Genomic DNA, 25511 nt, shown 5'->3' with positions numbered 1-25511 from the left:
CCGTAGTGGAAGATCAACGCGCAGTTCTGCCCACGGGTCTCCGTGGTCAGCGCGCGCCGGGCGAGTGGTGAGTACATCAGGCTGTGTTTCCACCAGGCGGCCTCCTCGCCGTGGCGGTCGAAACCACGGCCACTGGCGGCATGTCCGAACGCGTCGTGCACCGCGCGGAACATGTCGTTCTCACCGTCGCTGAGATAGGGGTGCGCGTTGCCGCTGGCGGCGCTGGCCCACACCTTCAGCCGGCGCTCCCGCATGTCGTCGACCATGGACTCGACGCTCTGGTACGGGTCCTCGTCGACGATGCGTACCGCCACGCCCAGGCCGCCGAACTCGACGCGGCCGATCAGGAAGTGGTACTGCCGCACGGTCTCCTGGCAGAACCTGGCGTACGAGGGGTAGGCCCGCTCGTCCCGGCTCGGCGCTGCCACGTACGCCGCCGCGATGGCGGCACCCAGGGCGGGGTCAAGGCGTACTGCGGCGTACACATCCGCCGGGACGGCGCGGACGCTGGGCCGGTACCGCAACGCGCCGTCGTGCAGGTATCCGACCGGCGGGAACGTCGTGGGCGTGGCTGCGAGCAAGGGTGTTCATGGTCCTCCTTTGGTTGTGGTGGATGGGGCGGATCAGTCAGCGGGTGATCTCGGCCTGACGTACGTCGAGCATGTTCAGGTCCTGAATGGCCGTCGACCGCTGCTCCGCCCGGAGCAGTTCCCCGAACATGCGGATCTCGGAGACCCGACGGTCCCGGTGGATCTTGGCGAACTTGCCGATGGTGGTGCTGTGTCCACGGCGCGGCATGGAGTCCTCCTCGGAGGTCGATGGAACGGAGACGCCGAAACAGTAGCGCCTGTGAACCGAGTACACAACATGAGATCTCATGCTAGTGTTCACGTGTGACAGCGGAGCGGAGCACGGCACACGGAGCGGCGACCCTGACTGCCAGCGGCATCGCGCGACTGGCCAACGTCGGCAGAGCCGCGGTGAGCAACTGGCGTCGGCGATACACCGACTTCCCCATGCCGGTGGGTGGCACCCCGAGCAGCCCGTTCTTCGACGCGCACGAAACCGAGCAGTGGCTGCGTCGCCACGGCAAGCTGCACCAGGCGGCCACCGAGCAGTGGGCCTGGCGACACATCGAGAGCTACCAGCCAGCGGCGCAGATGACCGAAGCGCTCGGCATCGCCGGCGCCTACCTGCTCGCTAATGTGGATCAGGCTCCCGCCGCCAGCGAGGACCTGTTGACCCCGAAGCAGCTCGTGACCCGCCTGGGTGCCCTCGACGCCCGGCTGGCCGACATGGTCGGCCGCGTGCTGCCGAAGCAGTGGACCCCGCAGCTGACCGCAGTGCTGCGTACCGTCGACGAACTCGGTCGCGAGCAGAACGCGGAGACCGCCTTCGAATACCTGCACCACCAGTACGTCACGTCGGCGCACTCGATGTCCGGCCTCGCCGGCACCCCAGACACCGTCGCTGAGGTGATGCTGGCGCTCGCCGGCTCCGGCGCGTGCACGTTCGACTTCACCAGCGGCACCGGCTCGATCCTGCGCATGGCCGCCGACCAGGCACTGCAGCGGGGCACCGTGACGCACTGCTACGCCCAAGAGATCAACCCCAAGTACGCATTGATCACCCTGCTGCGTCTGTGGTTCGTGCACCTGCGGGCCCGACGTGCCGGGCAGGAGGCGGCTCCGCCGGTCGTGCACGTGGGCGACAGCCTCCTCGCCGACGCTCTGCCCGACCTGCGGGCCGACGTCGTCGTGGCGAACTTCCCGTTCGGTATCCACGACTGGGGCCACGACCGCCTCACCTACGACCCGCGCTGGACCTTCGGCCTACCCCCGCGTACCGAACCCGAACTCGCCTGGGTGCAGCACGCCCTTGCCCATCTCTCTCTCGGGGGCACCGCCGTCGTCCTGATGCCCCCGGCCACCGCCCTGCGTCCGGCCGGGCGGCGTATCCGTGCCGAACTCGTCCGCCGGGGCGCCCTGCGCGCGGTCATCGCCCTGCCTGTCGGCCTCATGCCACCGACCGGCATCGGCCTGCACGTCTGGGTGCTGCACCAGCCCGACCCGCGACAGGCACCCGCCACCCCGGGGCTGTTGGTCGTCGATGCCACCGCCATGACGAAGGACCACACCCTCGCCGAGACCATCGGCGGGGTGTGGCGAAGCCATCTGGCCGGCGACCTCACCGAAGCGCCCGGGGTGCACCGTGTCGTGGACGCCATCGACGTGCTCAACGACCAGGTGGACCTGACGCCGCAGCGCTACCTGCCGCACGCCGCCGAGGACTCCCTCGACCCGGTCCGCATCCTCGCCACGATCGACGACTTCGGTCGGCTCATCGACGACGTCCGCCGCAGCCTCCCGCTGGTGCGGGAGTCAGCAGCCGAAGCCCTCCACGCCGCGTCCCACGCCGAAGTCGCCGACCTGATCCGGGCGGGCAGCGTCGCCGTGCACCGGGCGGTGACCCGTAGCCGGGCGAAGGGCACGGGCACCGACCGTCCCGTTCTCACTTCCAGCGATGTCCTGGCCGGCCGGCCGGCGACCGGTACGGCTACCCACTCCGCGACCGAGGACACCGGCCCGCGGGTGGAGGACAGCGACATCCTCATCCCGGTCATCGGTCGCGAGATCGTCGCTCAGGTGGCTACCCCGGAGCAGGTCGGTGCCGAACTCGCGCCGGGTGTGCAGCTGCTGCGCGTGGACAGGGATTTGTTCGACCCGTGGTTCGTCGCGGGGGTCCTCTCCCGCACCGACAATGTGAGGGTTGCCGGCCGGGCGTCCAGCAGCGGCAGCGGGGCGCTGCGCATCGACATCCGACGGCTTGCCATCCCCGTGGTGCCGCTGGAGGAGCAGCGAGCGTACGGGGAGGCCTTCCAGCGGCTTGCCGAGTTCCGTACCGGACTCGGTCGGATCGCTGCGGCGGGGAACGCCCTGGCCCGCGACATCAGCGACGCACTCACGTCGGGGGCTCTGACCATCACGCCTTGACCACAGGGGTGAAACTGAGGACCGCGATCGTGATCTGAATCGAGCGGACCTACCACCGCCGTCGACGCCAACGGTCCCTGTCCCGGTTGACCCCCATCGAGTACGAGACCATCATGACCCCACCGGCCAGCCAGGCCGCGTGACTGAAACTGCCACCTATCGGTGCAGCAGACCCATCCGGCCGGCCGGTCCGTTGGCTACAGGTCATTCACAGCCTGCTCAATTTTCGTTGAGGCAGATGGCTTCACCTTCCCCGACACCCGCACCAGCACTCGCCCCTCGTCCGCCCGATAGTGGTACTCGGTGCCGAGGATTGGCATCGACTTCAACGACTCCTGAATGAACTTCGACCGCCGGTCGGCGTCGTCCTTCGTCGGGAAGACCTCAATGACCAGGCCCCTATCGATGCCGTACTTCTCACCTTCACGGTTGCCGCCCGGCAGATCGGCGGAGGCGCGGGAAATGTAGCCGTTGGGCCGACCGAGCAGGTCGTTAGGGTCGGTGTCCTCGTTCTGCACAGCGCCACCGGTGAGGCCAATGCTTGCCTCGATCAGCTTGTCGAGGACGACCTTGGCGTCCTTCGGGGTGGCTGGTGCCGGAGGACTCGTTGACACGGTGGACTGGGGCGCGGGTGCACTGGCGGGCGCGTTGTCGCTGCTGCTACCGCTGCAGCCGGCGATGGCAAGGGTTGCGGCGGTGGCGGCCAACATGAGAACGCTGGTTCGGGTACGCATCCGAAAGATGATGCATGCACGCGTAAGCGCAGGGCTGCAGCCGTTGCCGAGAGGCGGTGTCGCATGAATGACACACCCGCCTCCGATCTACCGGTTCGCGTGGTCTGGCGCGGCGGCGATCGGCCCGGTCATGGCCGCGTGATAGCCGCACCAGTACGCAGAACTGAGATCTTGATTATCCAGCTTCGACGTTGTCGTGGCAGGTCAGCAGGATGGAACGATCGATAACGAAATGCGGGGCCCCTGGGGTAGGCGTGTTGGACGGTCGGTCGATTTGTCTGCATGGGTTGCCTTGCCTGGGCCGGTGTCTGCCCTCACAAACTTACGGCCGGTGGGATCTACCTTCGGAAGCTCTTCCGAGCAGAACGGAGAACGATCATGGGTCCGACCACGAATGTCCCGCCTCCTGCGCCAGCCTCTTCGACGGCACCGTGCCCACCGCCGCGCTCGGTCTGGATCGTCTTGATCCTGCTCGCCGCAGTGATCGTCGGCGCGGGTGCTGCTCTGGTCGCATACGTCGGAGGCGCTAGCATTTCCACAGCGGTGCTCACTGGTGGTGGGGCGTTCGGGGGCGCGGCACTGCTGCTGCTTGCTCTGCTGAACTTCGGCTTGAGTAAGCCAGCGTAGCTGGAGCGCCGAGTCAGCCAGCGTCGGAACAGACGTCACTGCTGGTGGGAGGCATGCCCCCGCCTACCTTCTCGTGTTCAGGGTCGCGTCGTCGCGATCGGGAAGGTAGACGGCTTAAAGAATCTTGGCTGGCTTGCTCACATCCGTCGGCTCTGCGGGATCTATGAGTAGAGCCGGCAGCAGGGGTCTTCCGGCAACCCTAGACGGATCGGAGGTGGCGCCCGAGTGGACGCCGACAATCCCCCATCACAACCGAGGGGCACTGCGCCGCCAGAGCTGGTCGCATTTCTCAAAGGGAGTTACCGTCCGCTGATGAAGGCTGCGATGTATGCCGGTGCTAGCAAGGACGAGGCGCACGACGCGGTGCAGGACGCGTTTCTCAAGCTCGTGAAGCGCTGGGGCGCGATCAGTGAACCTTTGCCCTACGTGCGAAGGGTAATGATCAACAACGTAAAAAAGGCTTGGCTGTCGAGGCAACGCTGTGCGGATCGGCAGAAGAAGTATCAGGCGATGAACTTCGAACGCCCGCAGGACACTCCGAGCATCTGGGACAATCGCGCAGCGGTCGAGAAGATATTGAGCGAGCTCACCCCCAGTCAGCGGGACATTGCGTGCTGTCTGATGGAAGGCCTTAGCCAGACCGAGATCGCCGCCCAGCTCGGACGTTCGTACGACGCTGTACGCACCGCGTTGACCGAGATGCGAAAACGCCTGAGAGTGGCCGGGCTGGGACCCATACCAACAGCCGAGAATCCCGATGACGCCGGTAGGTGCGGCAGCGAACCCTCAGAGAGGGAGGAGGACCGATGACCACCAACCAACCCGATCCGCAGCGAGACAAGCCCGATTTGCTCAGTAGCCTTCTCCGGGAGACGTTCGACCTGGTCGACGAGGTCGTCGCCGACATCACCGACGAGGAGATCGACGACCGGCTGCGGGCCATGCTCCGTAGCGCGGGCTACACCGACATGGACGACTCCGACGCTGACCAGCCACTGTCCGCACCCGCGCGGCCACAGGATCAACCTGCGGATCAGAGGGACGTTAGCGCCGGGAATGGCGGCATAACTGAGCTGACCCTTGACGGGGTTGCGGCATTGGCGACCAAGGCCCACGCTGGTGAGTTGGAGATGTACGGGGGGCCGTACGAAGGGCACCTTCGGACAGTAGCGAGGGCAATGAGACCGTTCGGCCGCAACATGGAGATGGCCGGCTGGTTGCACGACATTCTGGAGATGACCGACTGGACCGCCGATAAACTGCGTAGGGCCGGTGTCCCTGAGCCGGTGGTGAGTATCGTCGAGCGGGTGACTCCGATGCGTGGCAGTGACTACCTGGACTCGATCCGCCGCATCGCTCAGGACCCAGAAGCCACTCTGGTGAAGATAGCCGACAACGCCGACAGTATCTATCCAGACCGCACCGCCATTGTCCCGGACGCGGACAAAAAGCTTGCGGAGTTCGAAGAGGCCCGCCCCATCCTCTGGTCGGCCGCGTCACGAGAGAACGTCATCGTAATCGTCAGCCAGGTCAATCCCCCTCTGCTTAGACACTTGCCTACGGTGTGAGGACGAGCATGGTGACCAGGGCGAACTTCGAGCGGCCGAAAGCCGGGCGGCACGTCACTCAACGTCCGGCTCGACGTCGCGATTGGTGGTGATGCGCTGCCACGCGTCGTGCGCATGCTGACGGAGATACTCCGGCACGGGCTTGCTGCGGGGCGTTGGGCGGGTTTCGTGGACGGCCTGGACGCGGGCCGTGGTGGTAGATACCGCATCGGCGAGGCGAGTGTTGCGACTGACGGCACGCCGGGCTTGCTCAGCGGCGGCAGCAAGCCCGGCGTACCGCGCGGGGAGAGCCCCGTCGTACCAGCGCTTCCATACAGCGTGGTCAGCCTCGACGATGGTTACCCGTTGCCTGAGGCCCAGAATCTGACGATCGGCGGTGTCGAGCTCCCCTTGCAGGTGACCTACTTGGGTTGCGACCGTGGTGGCGTAGGCGCTCAGACTGCGCTGCGCCGCAACTCTTCGAGCACGTGGCGCGCCACGATGCCACCAGCGCGGCTGCAACCGCTGGACGTGGCTGCCGGCAGCGCGGTGGTTCTCTTCGACGGTGACGAGGTGCTGCGCGAGGTCGTAGCGGTGGCGTTGGGCATCGGTGAGCGCCCGGTGACTGACACGCAGTTCATCCCCGACGTACGCGGGTGCTGCGCGATCAGCGGCGTGCAGTGCCCTGACGAGACGGGTGAGTTCGGCGTCGGGTGCGGTGGTGAGTCGTCCGGCGAGGGTGGCGGCACCGAGGACGAGCCGGGCGCGGTGCCAGGCGTTCCACCGGGTGATGTCGTTGCTGGGTGGTTCGGGGCCGATGGAATAGTCGCTGCTGAGTCGGTAGGTGTCGCGGTAGGAGGCGACGACGCCCGCCCGGGTAAGCCATTGGCATCGGCCGGCGTCGTCGGCGGGGATCTCGCCGAGGGCGAGACTCCAGGCGGGCCGGGTCTCGGCGGTGAGGTGGGCGCGCTTCAGCGCGGCGATCGCAGACTGCGGCTACCTGGCGTAGTGCATCACCGACCTCACCGGTGAGACCGTCAGGAAGCCGTTCGGTGTAGGTACGCCACTGTCGGCGCGCTCGGCGATGGTGGGGTCGGCGGTGGTGTGCCGCATGAGCTGGTCGAGCCGCCAGCACAGGACGGCGGCGATGTCGTCGGCGGTGTCCAGCTCGCGCACACGCAGGATACGGCGGAGCAGTTCGTGAGGTTCGTGGCCGGCGGTGGCGTAGGTGGTGAGCTTGCTGATGAGTGCCGGCAGCGCGAGGTCGCGGCTGAGTCGTTCGGCGAGCGCGGGGCCGTGGAGCTGCCGGACGGTGGCGAGGTACGCGGGCATGTGGGCCCGTGCGAGCAGGTCGTCATAGATCGGGGTCCAGCTGTGCAGCGCGTCGGCGTCGGCCCAGAGTTGTTGTTCGGTTTCGGTGGCGGAGCGGTCCGGCAGCACCCGGCGCATGATGTCGGCGAGCACGGCGACTCGGGCGGTCGGTGGGGCGGGTGGTGTTCCTTCGCGCGGTTCGTCGTCGGTGACGACGTACGCCTCGTTGAGCGTGCGGGCGCGGGTGAGCATGACGTAGACCCGGGCCAGGTGCGCCCAGTCGTCACCGGAGTCGAAGACGTACGCGAACTGCTCGCCGTGACCCAGCCGACTCAGCTTGGGGTCTTGGTGCTGTCGACGCTGTGCTCCGGGGCCTCGCCGTCCCACAGCTCAGGGGGAATGATGGAGGTCTTGTTAGCCAGAGTGAACATGTGCAGGTGGGCGAGGTCCCAGCGGGCGAACGCCAAGTCGATCGCCTCGGCGAACTGAGCGAAGGTGCGCGACCGGCTCACCGCGAAAACCCTGCCGGATCGGCTGGCCGCCCAGGTGCGCCGGGGGATCACCCCCGCATGCGCGGGGAGCAGACTTCTTGACCTGGGGCGCTAAAGATCAACTACTCGGTTTTCATTCACCTTGGCTGACGGCCCGTTCATGCGGTCGGTCCTGCCTCCGCTGGTTGAGGTTCCCGCTGACGTACAGCATGGTAGTCAATATGGATCCGCTGATGGCGTCGGTGCGGCGGGGGCCAGCCGGGCCGAAGCCTGGCTGACCCCGACCGACAGGATCAGACGACGGGAGCCGAACCGACAAGCGCATCCGCTTCGACCCCAGGCGAGCCGTCGACGGCCGCGCTGCGTTCGACGGTGTCCGTCTTGGGCGTGCCCGGACGCGGCGCGGACTGCGATACGGCGGCCGTGACGTCAACATGCTGCTTTGCGCGCCCGTCGACGGTGTCGAGGATGAGCTGTTCGACCTCGCTGAGTTGGAAGCCGTTGGTGACGCACCACCGCAGCCAGTTCGCGACTCCTGGGTCGGCCACCCGCCACGAGCTTCTGCTGATGCCGCTCTCGTTCGCGGCGGCGATGGCGGCGAGGGAGATCACCGCGTACCGCCCGTCGTTGCCTCGGGCGGGAACCCGCTTCATGCCGGCCCGCTTGGCCTTGCCCGGGTAGAGGAGTTCGTCGAGCATCTTCCGGCCGCCGTTGATCCACGTGGAGAGGATGTATCCGGAGTCGGCGAGGGCTTCGGCGAGCAGCTTCGCGGTGCCCTTGGGTGGGATCTTGGCCGTCAGGAACGTGGTCAGCCACTCGCGACGTGCCGTGTTGGCGATGTCTATGGCCTTCTTGTTCTCGATCACGCGGCGGCGTTCTGCCTTCTCCTGTTCGATCATGGGTCCGCTGCGGGCCGATGGCGCGAGGTAGGCGGGCAGGGTGTGGCCGTTGGCGTGCCAGTTGGTGCAGTAGGCGGTCTCGGTCAGCTCGTCGTGCTGGATCGACAGGAAGACGGCGTGGCCGGGACACGTGAGGTGCGCTTCGGCGTCGATGCGCTGCCCATCGGCATCGCGTAGATCGACGACCTCCTTGACCGTGCTGTCGGTGTAGGCGGGTCGGGCGCGGCGAGGATGCTGATCCCGGCTTCGGTGAGTGCGGTGTGGCGGCTGGTCTGAGCATCGAGGGCGGCGCGGGCACGCCGGGTGCGTTCCAGCGCGCGGGCGAAGGCGAAGGGGCCTTCTTCGGCTTGCTCCAGGAGGTGCTCGATCCAGTCGGGCCGGTCGGTGAACTGGGCGAGGGCTGCCACCTGGGTCAGGTCGAGGCCGAGGGCATGGGTGCGGTCGGTGGTGTTCTTGTCCAGGGTGGCGACTTTCCGTCCGGCCCGTACCTCTTCGCGGTCGTAGCCGGTGCGGCGGGCGATGTCGTTGTCGTCCATGCCGGTGAGGGCGAGTTGTTGGATGCCCCGGGCCTGCTGAGTTGCCGTGGGGTCCTTGCGGTGGACCTGCCGCAGCATGCTGATGGGGGAGGTCTTGAGTCGCACGGTCTGCTGCGACCTGCCAGTCAGCTCTGCTGCCCCCGCGATGTCGGTGTGGGGGCGGCCGTCGATGTCGTGGATCTCCACGCCAACCCCCGCCTGCTGGTCACGGTTGACGGTTGAGGCGGCCGGGACATCGTCGGCAAGCCGGCGATGCGGCAACCCCGGCCGCCGTTCTTCAACCAACACCTCACTCGCGCTGTACACCCCGAAATGGCTTCGGGCGCGACCGAAGTTTCGGCGATCTCACCAGCGCAGGAGCGATGGGCCGTTCTCCGCTCACGGGAAGTCGCTGTTGGGTTGATCTCGACACGGTCCTCAGGGGTGGCGGTGCAGAGTCATGGGCTCGACGGTGTGTTGAGCTTGTCGAAGTGGAGATCAGCGGTGAGGAGGCGGCAACGACCTCATCGCCCCTCCGATGGCACCCGGCCCCCAACCCTCTCCGGGCTTGTCATGCCCGACATTCAGTGGCAGACCTGACCAAGGTCGGGGAGGAAACAGTCTGCTGGTGCCGCAGACGGTCGAGGTGGTCGGTCATGCGGGTGGTGGCGGGGTGCCCGGGGTGGGCGTGGCGGTGACGATTGATGACGTCAGCGAGCAGCGTCCGGGCCGCGTCGTGGTGGCCGAGGTCGTGCAGGACGAGGGCGCTGGTGGCCCGCACGGCGAGAGTCCGGTGGGCGTCGGCTCCGACGGTGTCGGCCAGCTGCTCGGCGAGTTGCCGGAAGAGGCGGTACGCCCGCTGGTGGTGGCCGGCCTGGCGGTGGGCGGTGGCGAGGGTGTGCGCGGCGGTCAGCGTGGGCGGGGCGGTGGGGCCGTGGAGGTGGGTGAGGCTGCGGTGGGCGTAGTCCGCCCAACGGATCGCCGCGATGCCGTGCAGGAGTGTGGCGAGCAGATGGGCGGCTTCGGCGTGGAAGGTGCTGATGGGCGTGGCGGCCGGATCGACGCCGGCGAGGATGGTCTGCAGGAGGCGGTGAGCGCGCGCCGGGTCGGTGGTGGCGAGTTGGTGGGCGAGGCGAAGCTGCTCGGTCAGGGCATGGCGGGGGCGGGCGGTGGCAGGCCAGGTGACACGCAGGTCGGCGGGGTGCCTGCCGGCGGTGATCCGGGCGATGAGTCGGTGGGCGTGTACAGCGGCGATAACCGCGCGCTTGGGGTGGGTGGGGGTGGGCACGAGGTGCGCGGCGTGACGGAGCACCACTTGTCCGACGGCCTCGGCGACGGCCACCGCGTTCAGTGGGGGACGGCGGCAGGGTGGCGGGCAGTCGTAGACGAGCCCGACGGCGGTGAAGGTTGCGGTCATGGGCTGCTGGCAGAACAGGCAGTGGAGCAGGCCGTCGGGCAGCACGACCAGGTCATCATCGGCACGCGGCGTGGCGGACGGTACTGCGATGGCTGCTCGGGCGCGGGCTTTGGTGACCCAGTTTTGGAGTAGTCGACGGTCGAGGTGGAGTTCCCGGGCGACGGTGCTGATCGGGCCGCGTCGTCCCGTCGCGCGGGCGGCTTCGACCTGGCGTACTGCGTCGGCGATGATGTCGGAGGTGTACTTGCGGGGCTTGGCCACAGGAGGTTGGTCCTCGACAGGCTGGGGATCCGGGGGGCGATGAGGTGTTGGCTGGCCAGAGCAATCGTCGGGGCGGTCGGAGGGGCTGCGGCGTCTCAGATGTCGATCTCGGCGGTGACGGGGTGACGGTCCGAGGTGTGCGGTGGCCCGTCGGGGATGCGAGGAGTCGCCGGTGGCTGAGGATCGGTGTGGCGCCTGTTATCGCTCATGGCGGCGAGGTGTTGCTCTGCGTCGGCCGTGCGGGTGGGCTGTTGGCAGCCGGCTGCTGGTGTGTGGGTGTTCGGGGTGCGGCGGCTGTCGACGTAGAGCCGGTAGGTGGCTGCCTCGGCGACGATCAGCGTCGGGTAGTCGGGTCCCAGGCGCGGATCCTGGGGCGGGATGGGGCCGGTGATGACGCTGCGGGCGGCGAGCAGGACGCCGCTGTGTGCGTCGATGGTGAGGATGTCGCGTCGCGGCACACCGGAGCGGTCGGTGTAGGGGAGGATGAGGTCCGTGCCGGGCCGCTGGATGCGGTCGGTGACGCCGGCTTGCGCCAGGAGGCCGGGCTGCTGCGCGAGGAGCTGCAGGACCGCGGCCCGGACCGGACGGGTGAGCGCGTGGCGTTCGTAGAGCATCGCGACGCCGCCGACGATGTCCTGCGGACGGTTTTCCCCAGGGCCGCCCGCGATGAGCAGGTGGCTGCGCAGGGCGTCGGGTTGTCTCGGTGGGGGTTGGTCGAACCGGTTCCCGGTCCGGCCAGCCCAGCTGCCGCTTTCGTCGTCGTCGGGGGTGCAGCCGTGGGTTTCGAGGTGCACGCTGACCAGCCGGCCCTTGGCGGCATCGTCGGTGCGCCACAGGTGGTCGACGCGAATCCGTTCGGGCCACCCGGTGGGGCCGGGCGGACCGATGAGCTCCCGGTGCCAGGTGCGGCGCTCGACGTACTGGTAACCGCCACGGGTGGTGTCGGCGGGTGCGTCGGTGAGGGTGGCGGCCAGGCGGGTCAGGACCGGTCCGGCTGGCACCGGCGGCGCGCTACTCGCAGACGCCGTCGGCGGCGGTGGGCCGGGGTTCTCGTCGGCGGACGGTCCGGCGCAGGCTGCGAGGAGAAGCGACGTGGCGAGCAGCGTCGCGCCGGTGCGGGTTCGGATCATCGTCGCCGGCGGTGAGCTGGGGCAGTTGGTGTCGCGGGTGAGGAACCGGACCGCAGTAGCGGTGGGGATGAGGGGCATGGGTTGTCCAAGGGTCGTGGCACGTGTGGGCGGGAAGGAGGGATGAGGTGGTCGTGGAGCAGCGTCAGGGGGAGGCCTGACCTTCGTTTGGTGTCGTGGTGGCAGGCAGCAGCCACTGGGTCGATCAGGTGGGGAGGCTCAGGATGGTGGGGTGGGTTCGGGTTTCTGGGCGTGCACGGTGGTGAACTGGTAGCTGGAGACGACGACGTAGGGGTCGGCCATCAGTTCGGTGAACCGGGCGAGGTCTTCGACGGTGAGGCCGGTGTCGGTGAGGTGGTCGTGGAGTTGGTGGGTGTTGTTGGCGTAGAGGGCGCAGCCCGGTCCGCCGCCGGTCCAGGTTTCGGTGTGGCTGCGGGCGTGGACGTGGTTCATGCCGGCGGCGAGCAGTAGCGCGGGGGTGGTTTCGCCCCAGTGCAGGTCGACGCCGTGGTCGGCGAGGGTGTCGAGGACGCCGTGTATGACGCGGGTGATGAGGCTTGCGTCGGGTTCGGTGGGGGCACGGTGGACGATGATGCGGGAGTAGATGATCTCTCCGAGGACGAGCCATCCGCCGGGGCGCAGCAGGTCGATCGCCTGTCGGAGCAGGTCCATCCGGTTCGGCAGGTGTTCGAGTAGGCAGCGGGCGTGGATGACGTGATAGCCGTCGGGGGTGGTGGGGATGGGCTGGGTGCGTAGGTCGCGCTGGTAGACGTCGATGCTGCTGGTGGGGTTGAGGAGTTGGGTGTCGAGGTCGACGGCGGTGACGTTGCCGTCGGGTCCGACGAGGCCGGCGAGGTGGCGGGTGATGGAGCCGGCGCCGGCGCCGATGTCGAGGGCCCGCATACCGGCTTTCACCCCGACCCGGGCGAGTTCTCGGATGGTGTGGGGGTCGAGGACGTCCTGGAGGGGGTGGAGCTGGTGGGGGCTGTTGCGGAACTGGTAGTGCTGGCCGGTGGTGGTCATCGTGGGCTCGCTTTCACAAGTGGGCAGGGTTGTGGGGTGGGGGCGGTCCACCGGTTGCGGGGGCGTGGTGTCTGCGCGGCTGGGCTGGCCGGTGGCTCAGTCGTGGTGGTGGGTGCCTCCCACCAGCGGCGGTCGGTGCGGGTGCGGGTGGCTACTTCGGGTGGGCGGGGGTGAGGGTGAGGGTGGTCGTCCACCAGCAGGTCGACCTGCCGGCGGGTCACCGAGCTGTCCGGCGTTCAGCGTGTGGACGCGGTCGGTGACGGCGGTCGCGGGGTGGGCTTGTGGGAGTGCGACGAGCACGGTGACGCCCCGGTCGGGTAGGTCCCGGAGTACGGCGGTGACCTGGCCGGCGGTGTGGGGGGAGAGTCCTTCGGTGGGTTCGTCGGCCAGCAGCAGCCGTGGGTTGGTGCGGAGGGCGCGGGCGATGGTGAGCATCTGTTGTTCGCCACCGGAGAGTTGGTGGCCGTGGTGCCGCCGTCGGGCTGCCAGTGGTGGGAACAGGTCGAGCAGCTCCTCCACCCCGAAGCCGGCACTGTTGACCGGGCGGGTGATGGTGAGGTGGTCGAGGACGGTCAGTGACGGCCATAGCCGTCGGCCCTGTGGGGCGAGCGCGATGCCGGCGCGGGCCATGTGGTGGGGGCGGATGCCGGTGATGTCCCGCCCGTGGAGGACGACCCGGCCGCTGGTCGGGCGGAGGTGGCCGGCGAGGGTGTGCAGCAGGGTGGTTTTCCCTGCGCCGTTGGGGCCGACGATCGTGTAGACGCCGGGGGTGGGCAGGTGGAACGACACCGATCGGACGACCGGGGTGTCCGGGTGGTGGCCGGCGGTCAGGTCACGGACGTGCAGCATGGCCGGCCTGCGCGCTGTCGAGGTGGAGGGCGCGCAGGGTGGGGTCGGCGCGGATGTGGTGGGCGGGTCCGTCGAGGTGTCGGCGGCCGTGGTGCAGCACGGTGATCCAGTTGGCGAGGGCGGCGACGAGGTCCATGTGGTGTTCGACGAGGATCACCGCCATCCATCCGGGCAGGGTGCCGAGGATGTCGAGGAGTCGGGTGAGGTCGGTGTCGGTGAGTCCGGCGGCGGGCTCGTCGAGCAGAAGCACCCGGGGTTGTCCGGCCAGGGTGACCGCGAGGTCGAGCATCCGGCGGTGCCCGTGCGACAGGGTGGTGGCCGGATCGTCGGCCCGGCTGGCGAGGCCGACCAGTTCGAGGAGTTCCAGAGGAGTCCGTTCCGGGTGGTGGCGGTGGTGCCAGCCGCCCATGCGTACGCAGTCGTGGGCGGTCAGGTCGGGGTAGACGGTGGGGTGTTGGAAGGTGCGGCCGATGCCGGCGCGGGCTCGCCAGGCGCTGCCTCGGCGGGTGATGGTGTGCCCCTGGTAGGTGATGGTGCCGGTCTGTGCCCGGGTGCTGCCGGCGAGGAGGTTGAGCAGGGTGGATTTGCCGGCGCCGTTGGGGCCGATGACCGCGTGCCGGTCGCCTGGTGCGATGGCGAAGGAGTCGAGGTCGAGGACGGTCAGCTGTTGGTGGGCGTGGCGCAGGCCGGTGGCGACCAGGCCTGCACCGTGGGCGCGGTCGATGTCGGCGGGGTCCCGCAGGGAGGGAAGGTGGTCGACGGCGTCGACGTGTTGAGTGGTCACGGGGACCTCCGGGAAGCAGATGGCAGCGGTGCGGGTCTCTCGGCCTCCTGGACCCGCCGCACCCCCTTGTGAAGACGGGCGGGGACGGCGGTCAGGCCACCGGGGAGCAGGTAGACCGCGGCGACGAACAGGGCGCCGAGGAGGAGCGGGGCGTGGCCGGGCCAGTCGGCGGCGGCCACGTCTCGCACGCCGAGGACGAGCACTGCGGCGATGGCGGCTCCGGGTGGGGAGTGTGTGCCGCCGATGACGGCGGCGAGCAGGGCCAGGGCGGCGGTGTCGAAGCCGATGTCGGCGGGGGTGATCCACTGGTGGGTGTGGATGAGCAGTGCCCCGGCGGTTCCGGCGATGGCTCCCGCGCCGGTGTGCACGAGCCACAGGTAGGTGGTGACGGGGTGGCCGCTGGCGGCGGCGCGGGTTTCGTTGCCGCGTACGGCGGTGAGGAGCAGGTGGTGTCGGTGCAGTAGCAGCATCGTGGCGGCGGTAGTGGCGACGGTGACGGCGGTGGCGTAGAGCAGCACGGGTCGGTCGGCGGTCAATGCTGGTGTGCTGGGTAGCAGGTGTGGGGCGGGGATGCCGGCGAGGCCGTCGGTGCCGCCGCTGAGTGTGCGCCACTGGGTGGCGGTGATTGTGGTCAGTTCCGCCACGGCGAGGCTGAGCATCAACACCACGGTGCCCCGGTGCCGGACCAGCAGCATGCCGAGTAGTCCGGCGGTGGCCGCGCCGGCCAGTGCGGCGGCGGTGAGGTGCACGGGGGCGAGGGTGTGGCCGGCCAGGGCGAGGCGGGCGGTGGTGTAGGCGCCGGCGGCGTAGGGGGCGACCTGCCCGAGGGTGGGCAGCCCGGCCGCGCCGGTGACGGTGGCGACGCTGACCGCGAGCAGTGCCAGGGGCAGCATCCGGGCGACGGTGGCAGGCCAGTAGCCGTCCGACGCCGCCGCCAGCACGGTGAGGGGGAGCAGCCAGGGCACCCATCGCCGTAGGTCGTCCCAGCTGTGGGGGAGCGGGAGGCGGGCGGTCATCCGGGCATCCCGGGCAGGGTCCGGCGGCGGGTGAGCAGGAGCAGGGCCATCGCGCCGAGCAGCAGGTACGGGGCGAGGGCGGGGATGGTGATCACGCCGATGGTCTGGACCAGGCCGACGCCGATCGCGGCGACCACCGCGCCGGGCACCGATCCGAGGCCACCGCAGACGACGATGACCAACGACAGCAGCAGCGTTGTCGGCGCGGTCCCGGGTCCGACCCCGAGGATCGGCGTGCACAGCGCCCCGGCGAGGCCGGCGAGCGCCCCGGATGCGACCAGGACCACGACATTGACGACGCGGGGGTCGACACCGATACCGGCCACCATGTGGCGGTCGTCGACGGTGGCGCGGATGAGCCGCCCGGCGCGGGTGCGGTGCAGCACTCCGTACCCGATGGCGGCGATAGCCACGGCGGCGGTGAGGGCCGCGAGCCGGTCGGCAGGGTAGGGGTGGCCGGCGATGGTCAGGGTGGTGTCCAGGGCGGCGGGTAGCCGGGGGCGTCGGATGTCCGCGCCGAAGACGGTGGTGAGCAGGTCTGCGCCGATGAGGGCGATACCGAAGGTGAGCAGCGCCTGGTCGAGGTGGCCTCGTCCGGCGAGGGCTGCGGTCAGAGCGGCGAGCACACCACCGCCGACGGCGCCGACTACCGATGCCGCCAGGATCGCCCAGATCAGACTCGGCCAGCTGCCCGTGCTGGTGGTGGCGGCGACGTAGCCGCCGGCGGCGATGAGGGTGCCGTGGGCGAGGTTGAGTACGCCGCCTGCGCCGAAGGCGAGGGTCAGTCCGGCGGCGGCGATGGCCAGGAGCAGCCCGTAGGCGATGCCGTCGAGGCCGGGGATCAGGTAGGTGCCCATGCGAACCACTCCCCTCAGGTGGCGGGCAGAGTGGTGAGGTCCTGTACGAGCACGTTGGACAGCACCGGGCCGTCGGCGCGGACCTCGCGCAGGTACCAGCGCTGCACCGGTCGGTGTTCGGTTGGTTCGAACTGCCAGTCCCCGCGCGGGCTGGTGACCCGCCCGACCTTCCCGATCGCCTCGTTGAGTTTCGGGCCGGTCACGTTCCCGGCGACTGCGGCGAGGGCGCGGTCGAGGACGGCGGCGGCGTCGTAGGAGGCCATCGCGAAGGTGGTCGGTGGGCTGGAGTTCCCGGCGGCGGACCAGGCGGCGATGAACGCCTGGTTGGCGGCGTTGGACAGGGTGGGGCTGTAGTTGAGGACGTTGCGGATGCCGGTGGCGGCCGGGCCCTGGGCGGTGAGGACTGATCCTTCGGTGAGGAACCCGGCGGCGTAGAGCGGCACGTCCTTGAGGTCGGACTGGGCGTACTGCTTGACGAAGGCCACCGCCGCCGCCCCGGCGTAGAAGGTGTAGACGGCTTTCGGGTTCGTTGCGGCGGCCTTGTTGAGGTAGGGCAGGAAGTTCTCCGTGGCCGGGAACGGCGTGAACAGCGCCTTCCCGTCGGGGTTCGCGAGCTTCCCACCGAGGCGGGTGAACGTGTCGGTGAAACCGCGCAGCTCGTCCCAGCCCCCCTGGTAATCGGGGCCGATCGCATACACCGCACCGTCACCGACCTGGGATCTGACGTGCTCGGCGATGGCGATGCCCGGCTCGTCGGAGTTGTAGGAGGTGTGCCACGTGTAGGTCAGATCCCGGGGCTTGCTGCCTTCGGCGGTGAAGGCGGGGCGGGCGTTCGCGCCGAGCAGGGGGATCTTCCGGGCGGTGGTGAGGGTCTGCACCTTGTCGACGGTCGCCCCGCCGACGAGGCCGGTCAGGGCGACCACCCGATCGCGTTCGAGGAGTTTCTGCGCGGCCGGGACGGCGGTGGCCGGGCCGTCACCCTCGTCTCCCACCACCAGGTCGACCTTCCGGCCGCCGAGCCGACCACCGTGGGAGTCGAGGTAGAGGCGGAAACCGGCCTGCATGTCCTGCCCGACGGTGGCGTACGTGCCGGACAGCGACACCAGCAGTCCGATGCGCACGGCGTCCGGGTCGGCAGGGGCGCTGGCACAGGCGGCGGCGGTCAGCAGAGCGGCGGTGGCGGTCGCCGAGGCGAGTCCGCGTCGCAGCCGGCTACGGAGACGGGTCATCGTGATGCTCCTTCAAGGGGCTGGGTGGGCCGGGTGCGGGTGAGGACGTGTTCGATGAGGGTGATGAGCAGCCGGCGGACGCTGTCGCGGTCCCGGGCGTCGATGTCGACGATCGGCACGTCCGGCCCGAGGGTCAGCGCCTCGCGGATGGCCGAGAGCGGGTAGGTGTCGGCGTCGGTGAAGTCGTTGACGGCCACCACGAACGGCAGCCGGGCATGTTCGACGTAGTCGAGGTGCCGGAACGCCTCGGCCAGCCGCCGGGTGTCGACCAGCACCACCGACCCGGCCGCACCCCGGACGATGGCGTCCCACATGAACCAGAACCGTTCCTGGCCCGGGGTGCCGTAGACGTAGACGGTCACCCCGTTGACGTCGAGGCGGCCGAAGTCCATCGCCACCGTCGTGGTGGTCTTGGCCGGGGTGTGGGAGACGTCCTCGGCGGCGGCTGCCGACATGCGGACCTCGGTGGTGACCGGGGCGATGTCGGACACCGCGCCGACCAGCGTCGTCTTGCCTACTCCGAACGGGCCGGTCAGCACGATCTTCACCCCCTGCGGCGGTGCCGCCGTAGGGGCAGGGCGGGGGAGGGTGGGCGCTGGTGTCATCGGCGTCCCGCCCCGACCAGGGTGGTGTGGAAGCCGGGGGTGAGCTGGTCGCCGACCTGGTCGGCGAACCGGTGCAGTTCCTCGGTCACGAACGCCAGGTCCGCCTCGCGGGTGACCAGGGTCAGCAGCGACGCTCCGCCGCTAAGCGCGGTCAACAGCAGGTAGCCGCTGGCCAGGTCGACGATGGTGCCCTGCACCCCGCCCGCGCCGAAGTCTCGGGCCGCCCCGTTGAGCAGGCTGCGTAGCCCGGCGGCCACGGCCGCGAGCCGTTCGGCGGCGGCCCGGTTGAGGCCCTCGGTGCGGGCCAGCAACAACCCGTCGACGGACACCGCCACGGCTTGGCTGACGCCGGGCACCCGGGTCAGGTTGTTCGACAGCAGATAGCTCAGATCACTCATCACTGGCCTTCCTTCGGCTGGGGAGATCGGTGGCCCAGGCCCCGCTGGTACGCCCGCGCGGTGCCCACCAACCCGTCGGGGCGGCGACCCGGCGGCCCGGCGGACACCGGCGGCGGGGCGAAGGGGGTGCCCATCGGCTGCCGCTTGGGCAGGCCGTTCACGGTCGTCGCGGCACCGCCGTAGGGGGTCGGCCCGGCGGGAGGCAGATGGACGGTGGCCCCCTCGACGAACCACGGCGACACGGGCGACTGCCGGGTCGTCTCCTCGTAGACCGGGGTCGACTGCCGATCCAGCGGCGGGCGGGGTGCCGGGATCAGCGGCAGCGCCTGCGTCGGAGCGTCCACGCTGTGGCCGCGCGGGCGGCGGGCCGGCAACGCCGGCACCACCGGTGGTGGTGCGGCGATCAAAACCGCGCTGACAGGGATCTCCACCACCGCGACCGTCCCCTGCGGTTGACCCGCCACCAGCCGCACCCGCAGCCCGTGTACGGCGGCCAGCATCGCCACCGTCGCCACACCCTGCCGGCGAATGTGCTCCACGGCGATCATCGGGGCCGGCGCGGCCAGCTCCGCGTTCAACCGGGCCATCAGGTCGGGGGTGATGCCCGCACCGGTGTCGATGACCTGCACGACCACCTGGTCACCGAGCAGATGCCCACTGATGACCGTCTCGCCGGGGCTGTAGCGGGTGGCGTTGTCCAACAGCGACGCCAGCAGGTGCACCAGGTCATCGATCAACGCCGGCGGCACCGACACCCGCCCGTCGACCGACCCCACCACCACCCGCCGGTACTCCCGAATCCGGCTCAACGCCGCCTGCGCCACCGTCACCAACGCCACCGGCTCCGCACGCACCGAGCCGAGGGCACGACCCGACAACACCAGCAGACTCTGCGTCGCGTGCAGCAACTGCGCGGCCAGATTGTCCACCGCGAACAACGTCGCCAACGTCTTCTCATCGGCCTCGTCGCGTTCCGCCCGGTCCAACTCCCGCATCAGCAGATGCGCCATCCCCTGACACCGCCGACCCACCGCCTCCACCGCACCCGCAGCGACCAACCGCTGCCGCGCCAGATCAGCGGCCGTCTCGTACACGGTCAGGGCGAGCGCGTCGAACGCGGCGGTCACCTCGTCGATCTCGTCCCGGCCACGGCCGGTCGGGGCGAGTGCGGGTGGAGCCGCCGGCATCGCCGACGGATCACCCGGATCGGTGGCGGAGACCCGCCGCACCAGGTCGGGCAGGTCACGCGACGCCACCCGGGTCACCGCGTCGCGGACCCGCCGCAACCGCCGCGCCAACGCCCGCCCCTGCCACACCGTCAACACCCCCGCCACGACCACCAACGCCAGCGCCGCACCGGTCAGCACCGCCGTCGTCGCCCACTGCGCGGCCCGCCGCCGGCCCACCTCGGCGACGATGTCGGCATCCACCCGGGTCTGCACACCATGCAACCGATCCCGCCGCTCCCCAGTGGCCCGCACCCAGTCGGCAGCGTCGACCCGCAACCGCGACCCCACCCGCGCCCGGGAAACCACGTCGTCAAGACGCTGTGCCGTGAGTACGCCCGGCCCGGTCAACGCCTGGTCCAACCACGACCGCCACCGCCCCGACGACCCGTCGGCCACCGTCAGCAACGATTCCTCGTAACCGGCACGGGCGGCGGCAAGCTCCCGCTGCGCCGCCTGGGTCACCACCACGCCATCGCCGGCCAGGACCGCCGTCTGCTGGACACCCGCGTACTCCGACGCCCGCGACAACGCCGCCGCCACCCGCAACTGCTCGGCGATCTGCGCGTCCGCGCCACCGACCTGCCCCACGGCCTCCCGTACGGCCAACCCCTGCGAGACCGCCACCCGGTAGCGCACCAGCATCGTCGTCAACGACACCGACCGGCCCCGCACCTGATCCCGCAACGCCGACAACTGCCCGAGCTGCCCATCGAAGGCCGCGAACAACCGCCCCGCCTCGACATCCCCGGCACCGAACCGGCCACGCCGCAGCCGGTAGTCGGCGACCACCCGATCCGTACGGGCCACCTGCGCCAACAACGGATCGACGCTCGCGGACGAACCCGCCAGGAACTGCGCCGCCACCAGACGCTCCCGGCTCAGCTCATCGACCACCTCACCCGACACGGCCGACACCGCCACCAGCGCCTGAAGCCGATCAGCGGCACGCGCCCGCTGCCCCGTCGACGCCACCCCCCACGCCGCAAACAGGACGGTCGCCACCAGCGGCACCACCAACAGCAACGCAAGCCGCCTGACAACAGGCACAGCAGTTCACTCCAATCGTCTTTGCGAAGCGCCTTCGCCTTCAGTCGACTCGGGGGCACATCCACGGGAGCCGGCGACCGCTATTGACCCAGCGCGCCAGACACGTACGTCGACCTTGAGCGCCCGAGCAGATACCGCAGGCGTCGCTTCCAAGAGAAGACTGCCCGGATGGGCCAAGAGGACGCACCTGCCATCACGGCCGTAGACGGCCGGGCCGGTGGGCAGGCTTGAACAGGCAAAACGTGTCGCGGTGTCACCGATGCCCATTCGAATGGGTATGGTGTTCCGATCGCCGTCCATCACAGCGTCTAGCGCCCGACCCGCCGAGGGGGCATCATGGGCATCTCAACATCCGCTGGCCAGAGCATGAGTCCGCAGGCGCGTGGCCGGGAGTTGACTCGGCAGGGCAAGCAGCTGTGGCAGCAGTTGGCATCAGTCAAGGCCGTGGCAGCCGAGTTGATCAGCCGGAATCCGGACGTCCCCAGCATTCAGGCGTTCCGCTATGCAGCGGGACTCTCGCAGGACCAGGCGGCCATGCGATACAACGAAGTGACCGAGCATCAGACCAGCCTCGGGGGAACCACCATCAACGCATGGGAAACCTGGGCGCGTAGTCGAGGAGCAGGTTCGCCGCCACCATTCTCCAGCCTGCTCATCCTTGCTGAAGCCTACGGGCGAGGGCCGCTCGGAGTCACAGTCGAAGATGTTTCACCAGGCGATTTAGTCGCGGAGGCATATGAGCGACTACCCGCGGAAGATCAACTCTCGCTCAGGAGATGGTCAGGTAAGTCGGGTCCTCGCTCGAACCGATCTTTCCTCAGCTCAATCGGGATACCGGATCAACAAGAAGCCGATCAACTCGAAATAGGGCCGGACTTTAATCTGACGGTGCCGACGATTGGTTACGCAAATCCCGAGATATGCGCTTTCTCGCTGCCTAACCCTCGGCCAGGAAATCTGCTCCATCTCAACTGGGAAACCTTTGGCTTTGGAATCGAGCGCTTGATTCGTCAGATCAAAAATATGGGCTGGCGTCTTGACATCGATATCTGCTTCGGCGTAAATGAGGCTGGTCTTACTATGGCCACCTTCTTGGCGTCCGCCCAGTTCTCCCGGTGTGCTATCGGGTACCTCCGCTGCAACAAGGTAAGGGACAGTGTCACTCTTGCGCCGACATCCTTCTTCCCGCAGGTCGGCGAGGCCCCCTCGATCCTCATCTGCGACTTCGAGGTCAAGCAGGCGGACGTCGTCGGGTTCCTTGCTGGCGAAATCCGGCGTAGATACCCTCAAGCCCTCCTATACTTCGCCGTTTTCGGAGCAATGACCAAGGAAATGGACTTGGAGGTTGACGGCTTCGATGATCTGACCGGAGCCCAAATTATGCGTGCCGCAGACTTCTCGGCAGTATTTATAGCTGCGACAATGGGTCCGCCCGGTATCGAACCACCCCTCGAACTACGGTAGCACTCGGAGGTCCAATGATTGGCGTAAATCGTTTGCCCGAGCTTGCTAGTAAGACGGCGGAAATAGTTGACACCCTCATGCTGGAAGTCCGCCCCAAGCTCATGGAAGCTGCCTTTACGGGCAGGGTGGGTGAAAGTGAGAACCTTCGACATTCCGATAACTTCTTGTCGGTTCACGACCTGTGGATGCATGAGCGCTACCGCGAATTGATGAGTCGTCACCTCGACTCCTTCGTGTATGCCTCAGAGGAGGGTGAACCGCAGATTGTCGGTACGGACGAAGATCCGGATCTCTGCGTGCTCGTTGATCCACTCGATACCAGTGAACTAGCAGTACGCGGACTGCTCGGGTATACGCACGTCATGATCTATTCGCGTGCACTCGCCCGCCCAATCGTTTCGGTGGTGGGCGACATCTACCACCATGTTCGGCTCTATGTAGCGGCACGGCACGACGACGGGAAGGACTGGGCTTACGCATTCACCGCCGATGGCCAGTCTCGTACGCTCAGTCAACGGCCGCACAAACGCCTATCGGAGTCGCTTCTCACGAACTTTCTCATGAAGCCGGGTGAGCGACTGGTTCCCTTGGCTTCCCAAGAGCGGCTGATGAGCGGCCTTGATGAGCCAGACGAGCACGGCAAGAGTCGCGGAAGAATCGGGGTCGACTTTGGCTCAGTGAGTCTATGTCATGTGGCCGCAGGGTTCACCGAAGGTGTTCTGGAGTTCGCCAAGGGTTTCGCTATTTGGGACCTGGCACCGGGCCACTACATTCTCCATGCAGCCGGCGGAGCTGTCATCGACCTGGATGGCCAGCCGGTTTCCCTCGACTACCACCTGCAATCCCTCCCAGACATCGCCAAGGCAATGGATCGAAGGCAGCAGTTCATCGCCGCCGGAAATTATGCGCTGGCGCAAGAGGTGTTGCGTCATCTCGACATACCTCGGTGAGCTCCAACCTTGAAGAGCATGCGCGGGGAGCAGTCCATGGACGCCTTGATCGGGGCGTAGTAGGCGGGATCACCCGGGGAGCAGTTCGGGCTGGGCATGACGAACCCGGTCCCTCGCGCTGCGCGACGTCGAGCAGCCCCGGCTGCTGGAAAACCGACTCGCGTGGCACCTCGCTGGGGTCGACTGGAGCCGGCCCCATCGGGCGCTCACCTTCACCACCGGCACGTACTTCGGTGGTGTCGACGTCTCGGAAGCGCTCGCGCACGAGATGGCGATGTACCACGTTGCCGGCGATGGGAGCGGCATCCTGCCGGCGTCCTGGCGCAACCTCGGCTTCCGGCGACTCGTCGGCGATCCGTTCACGCCCAGCCGCCGGGCCACGGCACCGTCAACCGACACGCTCACACTGCGAGTGGACGACGATGGAGTCTCCTTCGTGCTGCACAACCGAGCGGCCGGCAACGTGGCCGTAGCCGGAGGAATGCTGCACATTATGCCGGCGGGAGTCTTCCAACCGTCGAGCGTTCTACCGGCCGCCCAAGCGGCCGACTTCGACCTGTGGCGCAACATGATGCGCGAGTACAGCGAGGAATTCCTCGGCAGCGCGGAGCACGGCGGCGACGGCGAGCCAGCCGACTACACCGCCGAGCCGTTGGCGTCCTACGACCGCGCCCTGACCGTCGGTGGGGTACGGGTCTTCTGCCTCGGTATCGCACTCGACGCGCTCACCCTGTGGAGCGAGATCCTGACCGTGGCCGTGTTCGACGGCCCCACCTATGACCGCCTGTTCGCCAACATGGTCAGCGCCAACGCCGAGGGGACCGTAGTCAAGACCGGGCGGATACGGCCCACCTCGGCGCTGCCGTTCACCCGCCACACCATCGACGAACTGACCGCCAGCGGGCGGCTGGCCCCGGCGGCGGCCGGCTGCATCCAACTCGCGTGGGAACACCGCCGCACCATCCTGGGGAGAGGCTGACGTGCACGTACTAGTAACCGGTGGCCTGGGATTCCTCGGCCACGCCGTCACCCGCGAACTACTCGCCACCGGCCACCGGGTCACCGTCATGACCCGGGGCCGCAGTGACCGCACCCCGCCCCCTGGTGCCGAGCTGGTGACGGGAGACATCCGCGACCGTGACCGCGTCGCCGACATCGTCCAGCAAGGTAGGTATGGCGGAGTCGTGCACCTCGCCGCACTCACCAGCGGCCGGGACTCGTTCGCCGACCCACTCGGCTACTTCGACGTCAACGCAACCGGCACCCTGAACCTACTCATGGCCCTGGACGCCGCACGAACGACCACCGGGCCGGCCGCGTTGGTCTTCGCCTCCACCAACATCGTCTACGGATCACAGCACCACGGGGCACTCTCCGAAGACCTCGACCCACACCCCGAAAGTCCCTACGCGGCGTCGAAAGTCGCCGCCGAGCAGATGGTTGCGGCTTACGCGGCAACCGGGGCAATCGGCGCGATCACCGTACGGCCCTTCAACATCGCCGGAGCCGTCGACGGCGTCACCGACACCGACCACGCCCGGATCATTCCTAACGTCTTCCGCGCGATCACTGGCCAACTCGACCACATCACTCTCAACGGCGACGGATCAGCGGTGCGGGATTTCGTACACGTCGGTGACCTGGCCACCGCCGTCCAACTCGCCTTGGCCGCCTGCACCCCCGGGACTTGTCAAACCATCAACCTCGGCTCCGGAGTGGGAACGAGCATGGCTACCGTAGTAGCGACCGCCGAGCAGATTACCGGCCGTCCTGTTAAGATCCTGCGCCAGCCGCCCAAGCCGGAGCCACCAAAGCTGATCGCGGACATCAGCCGCGCCCACGCCATACTCGACTGGGCTCCGAAGAGGGCAGAACTTGGAACCATCCTCATGGACGCGTGGGAGGCATGGCTCAATTTTCAAGTTGGTCGAGACTGGGCTGCCTCGTCGAGAGCTGTTGTACCTCTATCATCCGAGCCTTCATCGGGTGGCACCTTGGGTTTTCGCCATCCGAAACGGGCTCGGGAGGGCAGCCTGGATAGAGATTTACGAACCTGATATTGAGCGATGGTCTGCAATAATGCGGTGGTGAACTGAGGAAGGAAGCGACCCGTTGCGGCAAGCATCTTGGGGGTCGGG

Annotated in this window: 25 protein-coding genes; 8 read left to right on the top strand and 17 right to left on the bottom strand. The window is 68.5% G+C overall.

The window, feature by feature from the left end:
- Positions 1–627 precede the first annotated feature (627 nt).
- Complete coding sequence (locus Q2K16_RS09690) at positions 628–798, bottom strand: hypothetical protein (protein ID WP_302744853.1); 171 nt, start codon at positions 796–798, stop codon at positions 628–630.
- A 95-nt stretch (positions 799–893) separates the two neighbouring features.
- Here Q2K16_RS09690 and Q2K16_RS09685 point away from each other — a divergent pair, with 95 nt between their 5' ends.
- Positions 894–2993, top strand: a complete 2100-nt coding sequence (locus Q2K16_RS09685) for an N-6 DNA methylase (RefSeq protein ID WP_302744852.1) — start codon at positions 894–896, stop codon at positions 2991–2993.
- A gap of 197 nt (positions 2994–3190) precedes the next feature.
- Here Q2K16_RS09685 and Q2K16_RS09675 read toward each other — a convergent pair whose 3' ends face one another.
- A complete protein-coding gene (locus tag Q2K16_RS09675; RefSeq protein ID WP_302744851.1) occupies positions 3191–3727 on the bottom strand; it encodes a hypothetical protein in 537 nt (178 codons plus the stop codon).
- 852 nt (positions 3728–4579) lie between these two features.
- Between Q2K16_RS09675 and Q2K16_RS09670 the strand changes: the two genes are divergently transcribed.
- From Q2K16_RS09670 to Q2K16_RS09660, 3 genes are all read left to right on the top strand, one after another.
- Positions 4580–5164, top strand: coding sequence for an RNA polymerase sigma factor (locus Q2K16_RS09670; RefSeq protein WP_302744850.1), 585 nt, complete (start codon positions 4580–4582; stop codon positions 5162–5164).
- Positions 5161–5922: a hypothetical protein gene (locus Q2K16_RS09665; protein WP_302744849.1), complete on the top strand. Its 762-nt coding sequence runs from the start codon at positions 5161–5163 to the stop codon at positions 5920–5922. The genes Q2K16_RS09670 and Q2K16_RS09665 overlap by 4 nt, the downstream gene beginning before the upstream one ends.
- A 168-nt stretch (positions 5923–6090) precedes the next feature.
- On the top strand, positions 6091–6933 hold the full coding sequence (locus tag Q2K16_RS09660) for a hypothetical protein (RefSeq protein ID WP_302744848.1): 843 nt from the start codon (positions 6091–6093) through the stop codon (positions 6931–6933).
- Here Q2K16_RS09660 and Q2K16_RS09655 read toward each other — a convergent pair.
- The 15 genes from Q2K16_RS09655 to Q2K16_RS09585 form a co-directional block, all read right to left on the bottom strand.
- The gene (locus Q2K16_RS09655; protein ID WP_302744847.1) at positions 6898–7599 is read right to left on the bottom strand and encodes a hypothetical protein; all 702 of its coding nucleotides are present in this window, start codon (positions 7597–7599) and stop codon (positions 6898–6900) included. The genes Q2K16_RS09660 and Q2K16_RS09655 overlap by 36 nt on opposite strands.
- Positions 7545–7724: a plasmid pRiA4b ORF-3 family protein gene (locus Q2K16_RS09650; RefSeq protein ID WP_302744846.1), complete on the bottom strand. Its 180-nt coding sequence runs from the start codon at positions 7722–7724 to the stop codon at positions 7545–7547. The genes Q2K16_RS09655 and Q2K16_RS09650 overlap by 55 nt, the downstream gene beginning before the upstream one ends.
- Before the next feature lie 272 nt (positions 7725–7996).
- On the bottom strand, positions 7997–8602 hold the full coding sequence (locus Q2K16_RS09645) for a hypothetical protein (protein WP_302744845.1): 606 nt from the start codon (positions 8600–8602) through the stop codon (positions 7997–7999).
- 83 nt (positions 8603–8685) lie between these two features.
- On the bottom strand, positions 8686–9426 hold the full coding sequence (locus tag Q2K16_RS09640; RefSeq protein ID WP_302744843.1) for a hypothetical protein: 741 nt from the start codon (positions 9424–9426) through the stop codon (positions 8686–8688).
- A gap of 262 nt (positions 9427–9688) precedes the next feature.
- Positions 9689–10795: a hypothetical protein gene (locus Q2K16_RS09635; RefSeq protein WP_302744842.1), complete on the bottom strand. Its 1107-nt coding sequence runs from the start codon at positions 10793–10795 to the stop codon at positions 9689–9691.
- A 95-nt stretch (positions 10796–10890) separates the two neighbouring features.
- Positions 10891–12003 (bottom strand): hypothetical protein, encoded by a 1113-nt coding sequence (locus Q2K16_RS09630; protein WP_302744841.1) that lies wholly within the window; start codon positions 12001–12003, stop codon positions 10891–10893.
- A gap of 138 nt (positions 12004–12141) precedes the next feature.
- Entirely contained in the window at positions 12142–12945 is an 804-nt protein-coding gene (locus Q2K16_RS09625; protein ID WP_302739758.1) for a class I SAM-dependent methyltransferase, read from the bottom strand.
- Positions 12946–13041: 96 nt separating this feature from the next.
- A complete protein-coding gene (locus Q2K16_RS09620) occupies positions 13042–13794 on the bottom strand; it encodes an ABC transporter ATP-binding protein (protein WP_302744840.1) in 753 nt (250 codons plus the stop codon).
- Positions 13778–14578: an ABC transporter ATP-binding protein gene (locus tag Q2K16_RS09615; protein WP_302739755.1), complete on the bottom strand. Its 801-nt coding sequence runs from the start codon at positions 14576–14578 to the stop codon at positions 13778–13780. Before Q2K16_RS09615 ends, Q2K16_RS09620 begins: the two co-directional genes overlap by 17 nt.
- On the bottom strand, positions 14575–15594 hold the full coding sequence (locus tag Q2K16_RS09610; protein WP_302739754.1) for a branched-chain amino acid ABC transporter permease: 1020 nt from the start codon (positions 15592–15594) through the stop codon (positions 14575–14577). The genes Q2K16_RS09615 and Q2K16_RS09610 overlap by 4 nt, the downstream gene beginning before the upstream one ends.
- Positions 15591–16451, bottom strand: coding sequence for a branched-chain amino acid ABC transporter permease (locus Q2K16_RS09605; protein WP_302739752.1), 861 nt, complete (start codon positions 16449–16451; stop codon positions 15591–15593). The genes Q2K16_RS09610 and Q2K16_RS09605 overlap by 4 nt, the downstream gene beginning before the upstream one ends.
- A 14-nt stretch (positions 16452–16465) precedes the next feature.
- Positions 16466–17680 (bottom strand): ABC transporter substrate-binding protein, encoded by a 1215-nt coding sequence (locus Q2K16_RS09600; protein ID WP_302744838.1) that lies wholly within the window; start codon positions 17678–17680, stop codon positions 16466–16468.
- Positions 17677–18285: a GTP-binding protein gene (locus Q2K16_RS09595; RefSeq protein ID WP_489671867.1), complete on the bottom strand. Its 609-nt coding sequence runs from the start codon at positions 18283–18285 to the stop codon at positions 17677–17679. The genes Q2K16_RS09600 and Q2K16_RS09595 overlap by 4 nt, the downstream gene beginning before the upstream one ends.
- Complete coding sequence (locus Q2K16_RS09590; protein ID WP_302744836.1) at positions 18282–18683, bottom strand: roadblock/LC7 domain-containing protein; 402 nt, start codon at positions 18681–18683, stop codon at positions 18282–18284. Before Q2K16_RS09590 ends, Q2K16_RS09595 begins: the two co-directional genes overlap by 4 nt.
- Positions 18683–20959 carry a sensor histidine kinase gene (locus tag Q2K16_RS09585; protein WP_302744835.1) on the bottom strand — a complete coding sequence of 759 codons (2277 nt, stop codon included), beginning with the start codon at positions 20957–20959 and terminating at the stop codon, positions 18683–18685. The genes Q2K16_RS09590 and Q2K16_RS09585 overlap by 1 nt, the downstream gene beginning before the upstream one ends.
- A 336-nt stretch (positions 20960–21295) precedes the next feature.
- On the opposite strand from Q2K16_RS09585, the gene Q2K16_RS09580 reads away from it, so the two are divergent.
- The 4 genes from Q2K16_RS09580 (at position 21296) to Q2K16_RS09565 (ending at position 25430) form a co-directional block, all read left to right on the top strand.
- Positions 21296–22423: a hypothetical protein gene (locus tag Q2K16_RS09580; protein WP_302744834.1), complete on the top strand. Its 1128-nt coding sequence runs from the start codon at positions 21296–21298 to the stop codon at positions 22421–22423.
- A 77-nt stretch (positions 22424–22500) separates the two neighbouring features.
- Positions 22501–23373 carry an inositol monophosphatase family protein gene (locus tag Q2K16_RS09575; RefSeq protein WP_302744833.1) on the top strand — a complete coding sequence of 291 codons (873 nt, stop codon included), beginning with the start codon at positions 22501–22503 and terminating at the stop codon, positions 23371–23373.
- Positions 23374–23641: 268 nt separating this feature from the next.
- Positions 23642–24352, top strand: coding sequence for a hypothetical protein (locus Q2K16_RS09570; protein ID WP_302744832.1), 711 nt, complete (start codon positions 23642–23644; stop codon positions 24350–24352).
- Position 24353: 1 nt separating this feature from the next.
- The gene (locus Q2K16_RS09565; RefSeq protein ID WP_302744831.1) at positions 24354–25430 is read left to right on the top strand and encodes an NAD-dependent epimerase/dehydratase family protein; all 1077 of its coding nucleotides are present in this window, start codon (positions 24354–24356) and stop codon (positions 25428–25430) included.
- The last annotated feature ends 81 nt before the right edge of the window (positions 25431–25511 follow it).

It is taken from the genome of Micromonospora cynarisoli, assembly GCF_030518815.1.
GTDB classification, from domain to species: Bacteria; Actinomycetota; Actinomycetes; order Mycobacteriales; family Micromonosporaceae; genus Micromonospora; species Micromonospora wenchangensis.
The sequence above is the reverse complement of the archived record's forward strand: the minus strand, read 5'-3'. Positions and strand labels throughout refer to the sequence as shown.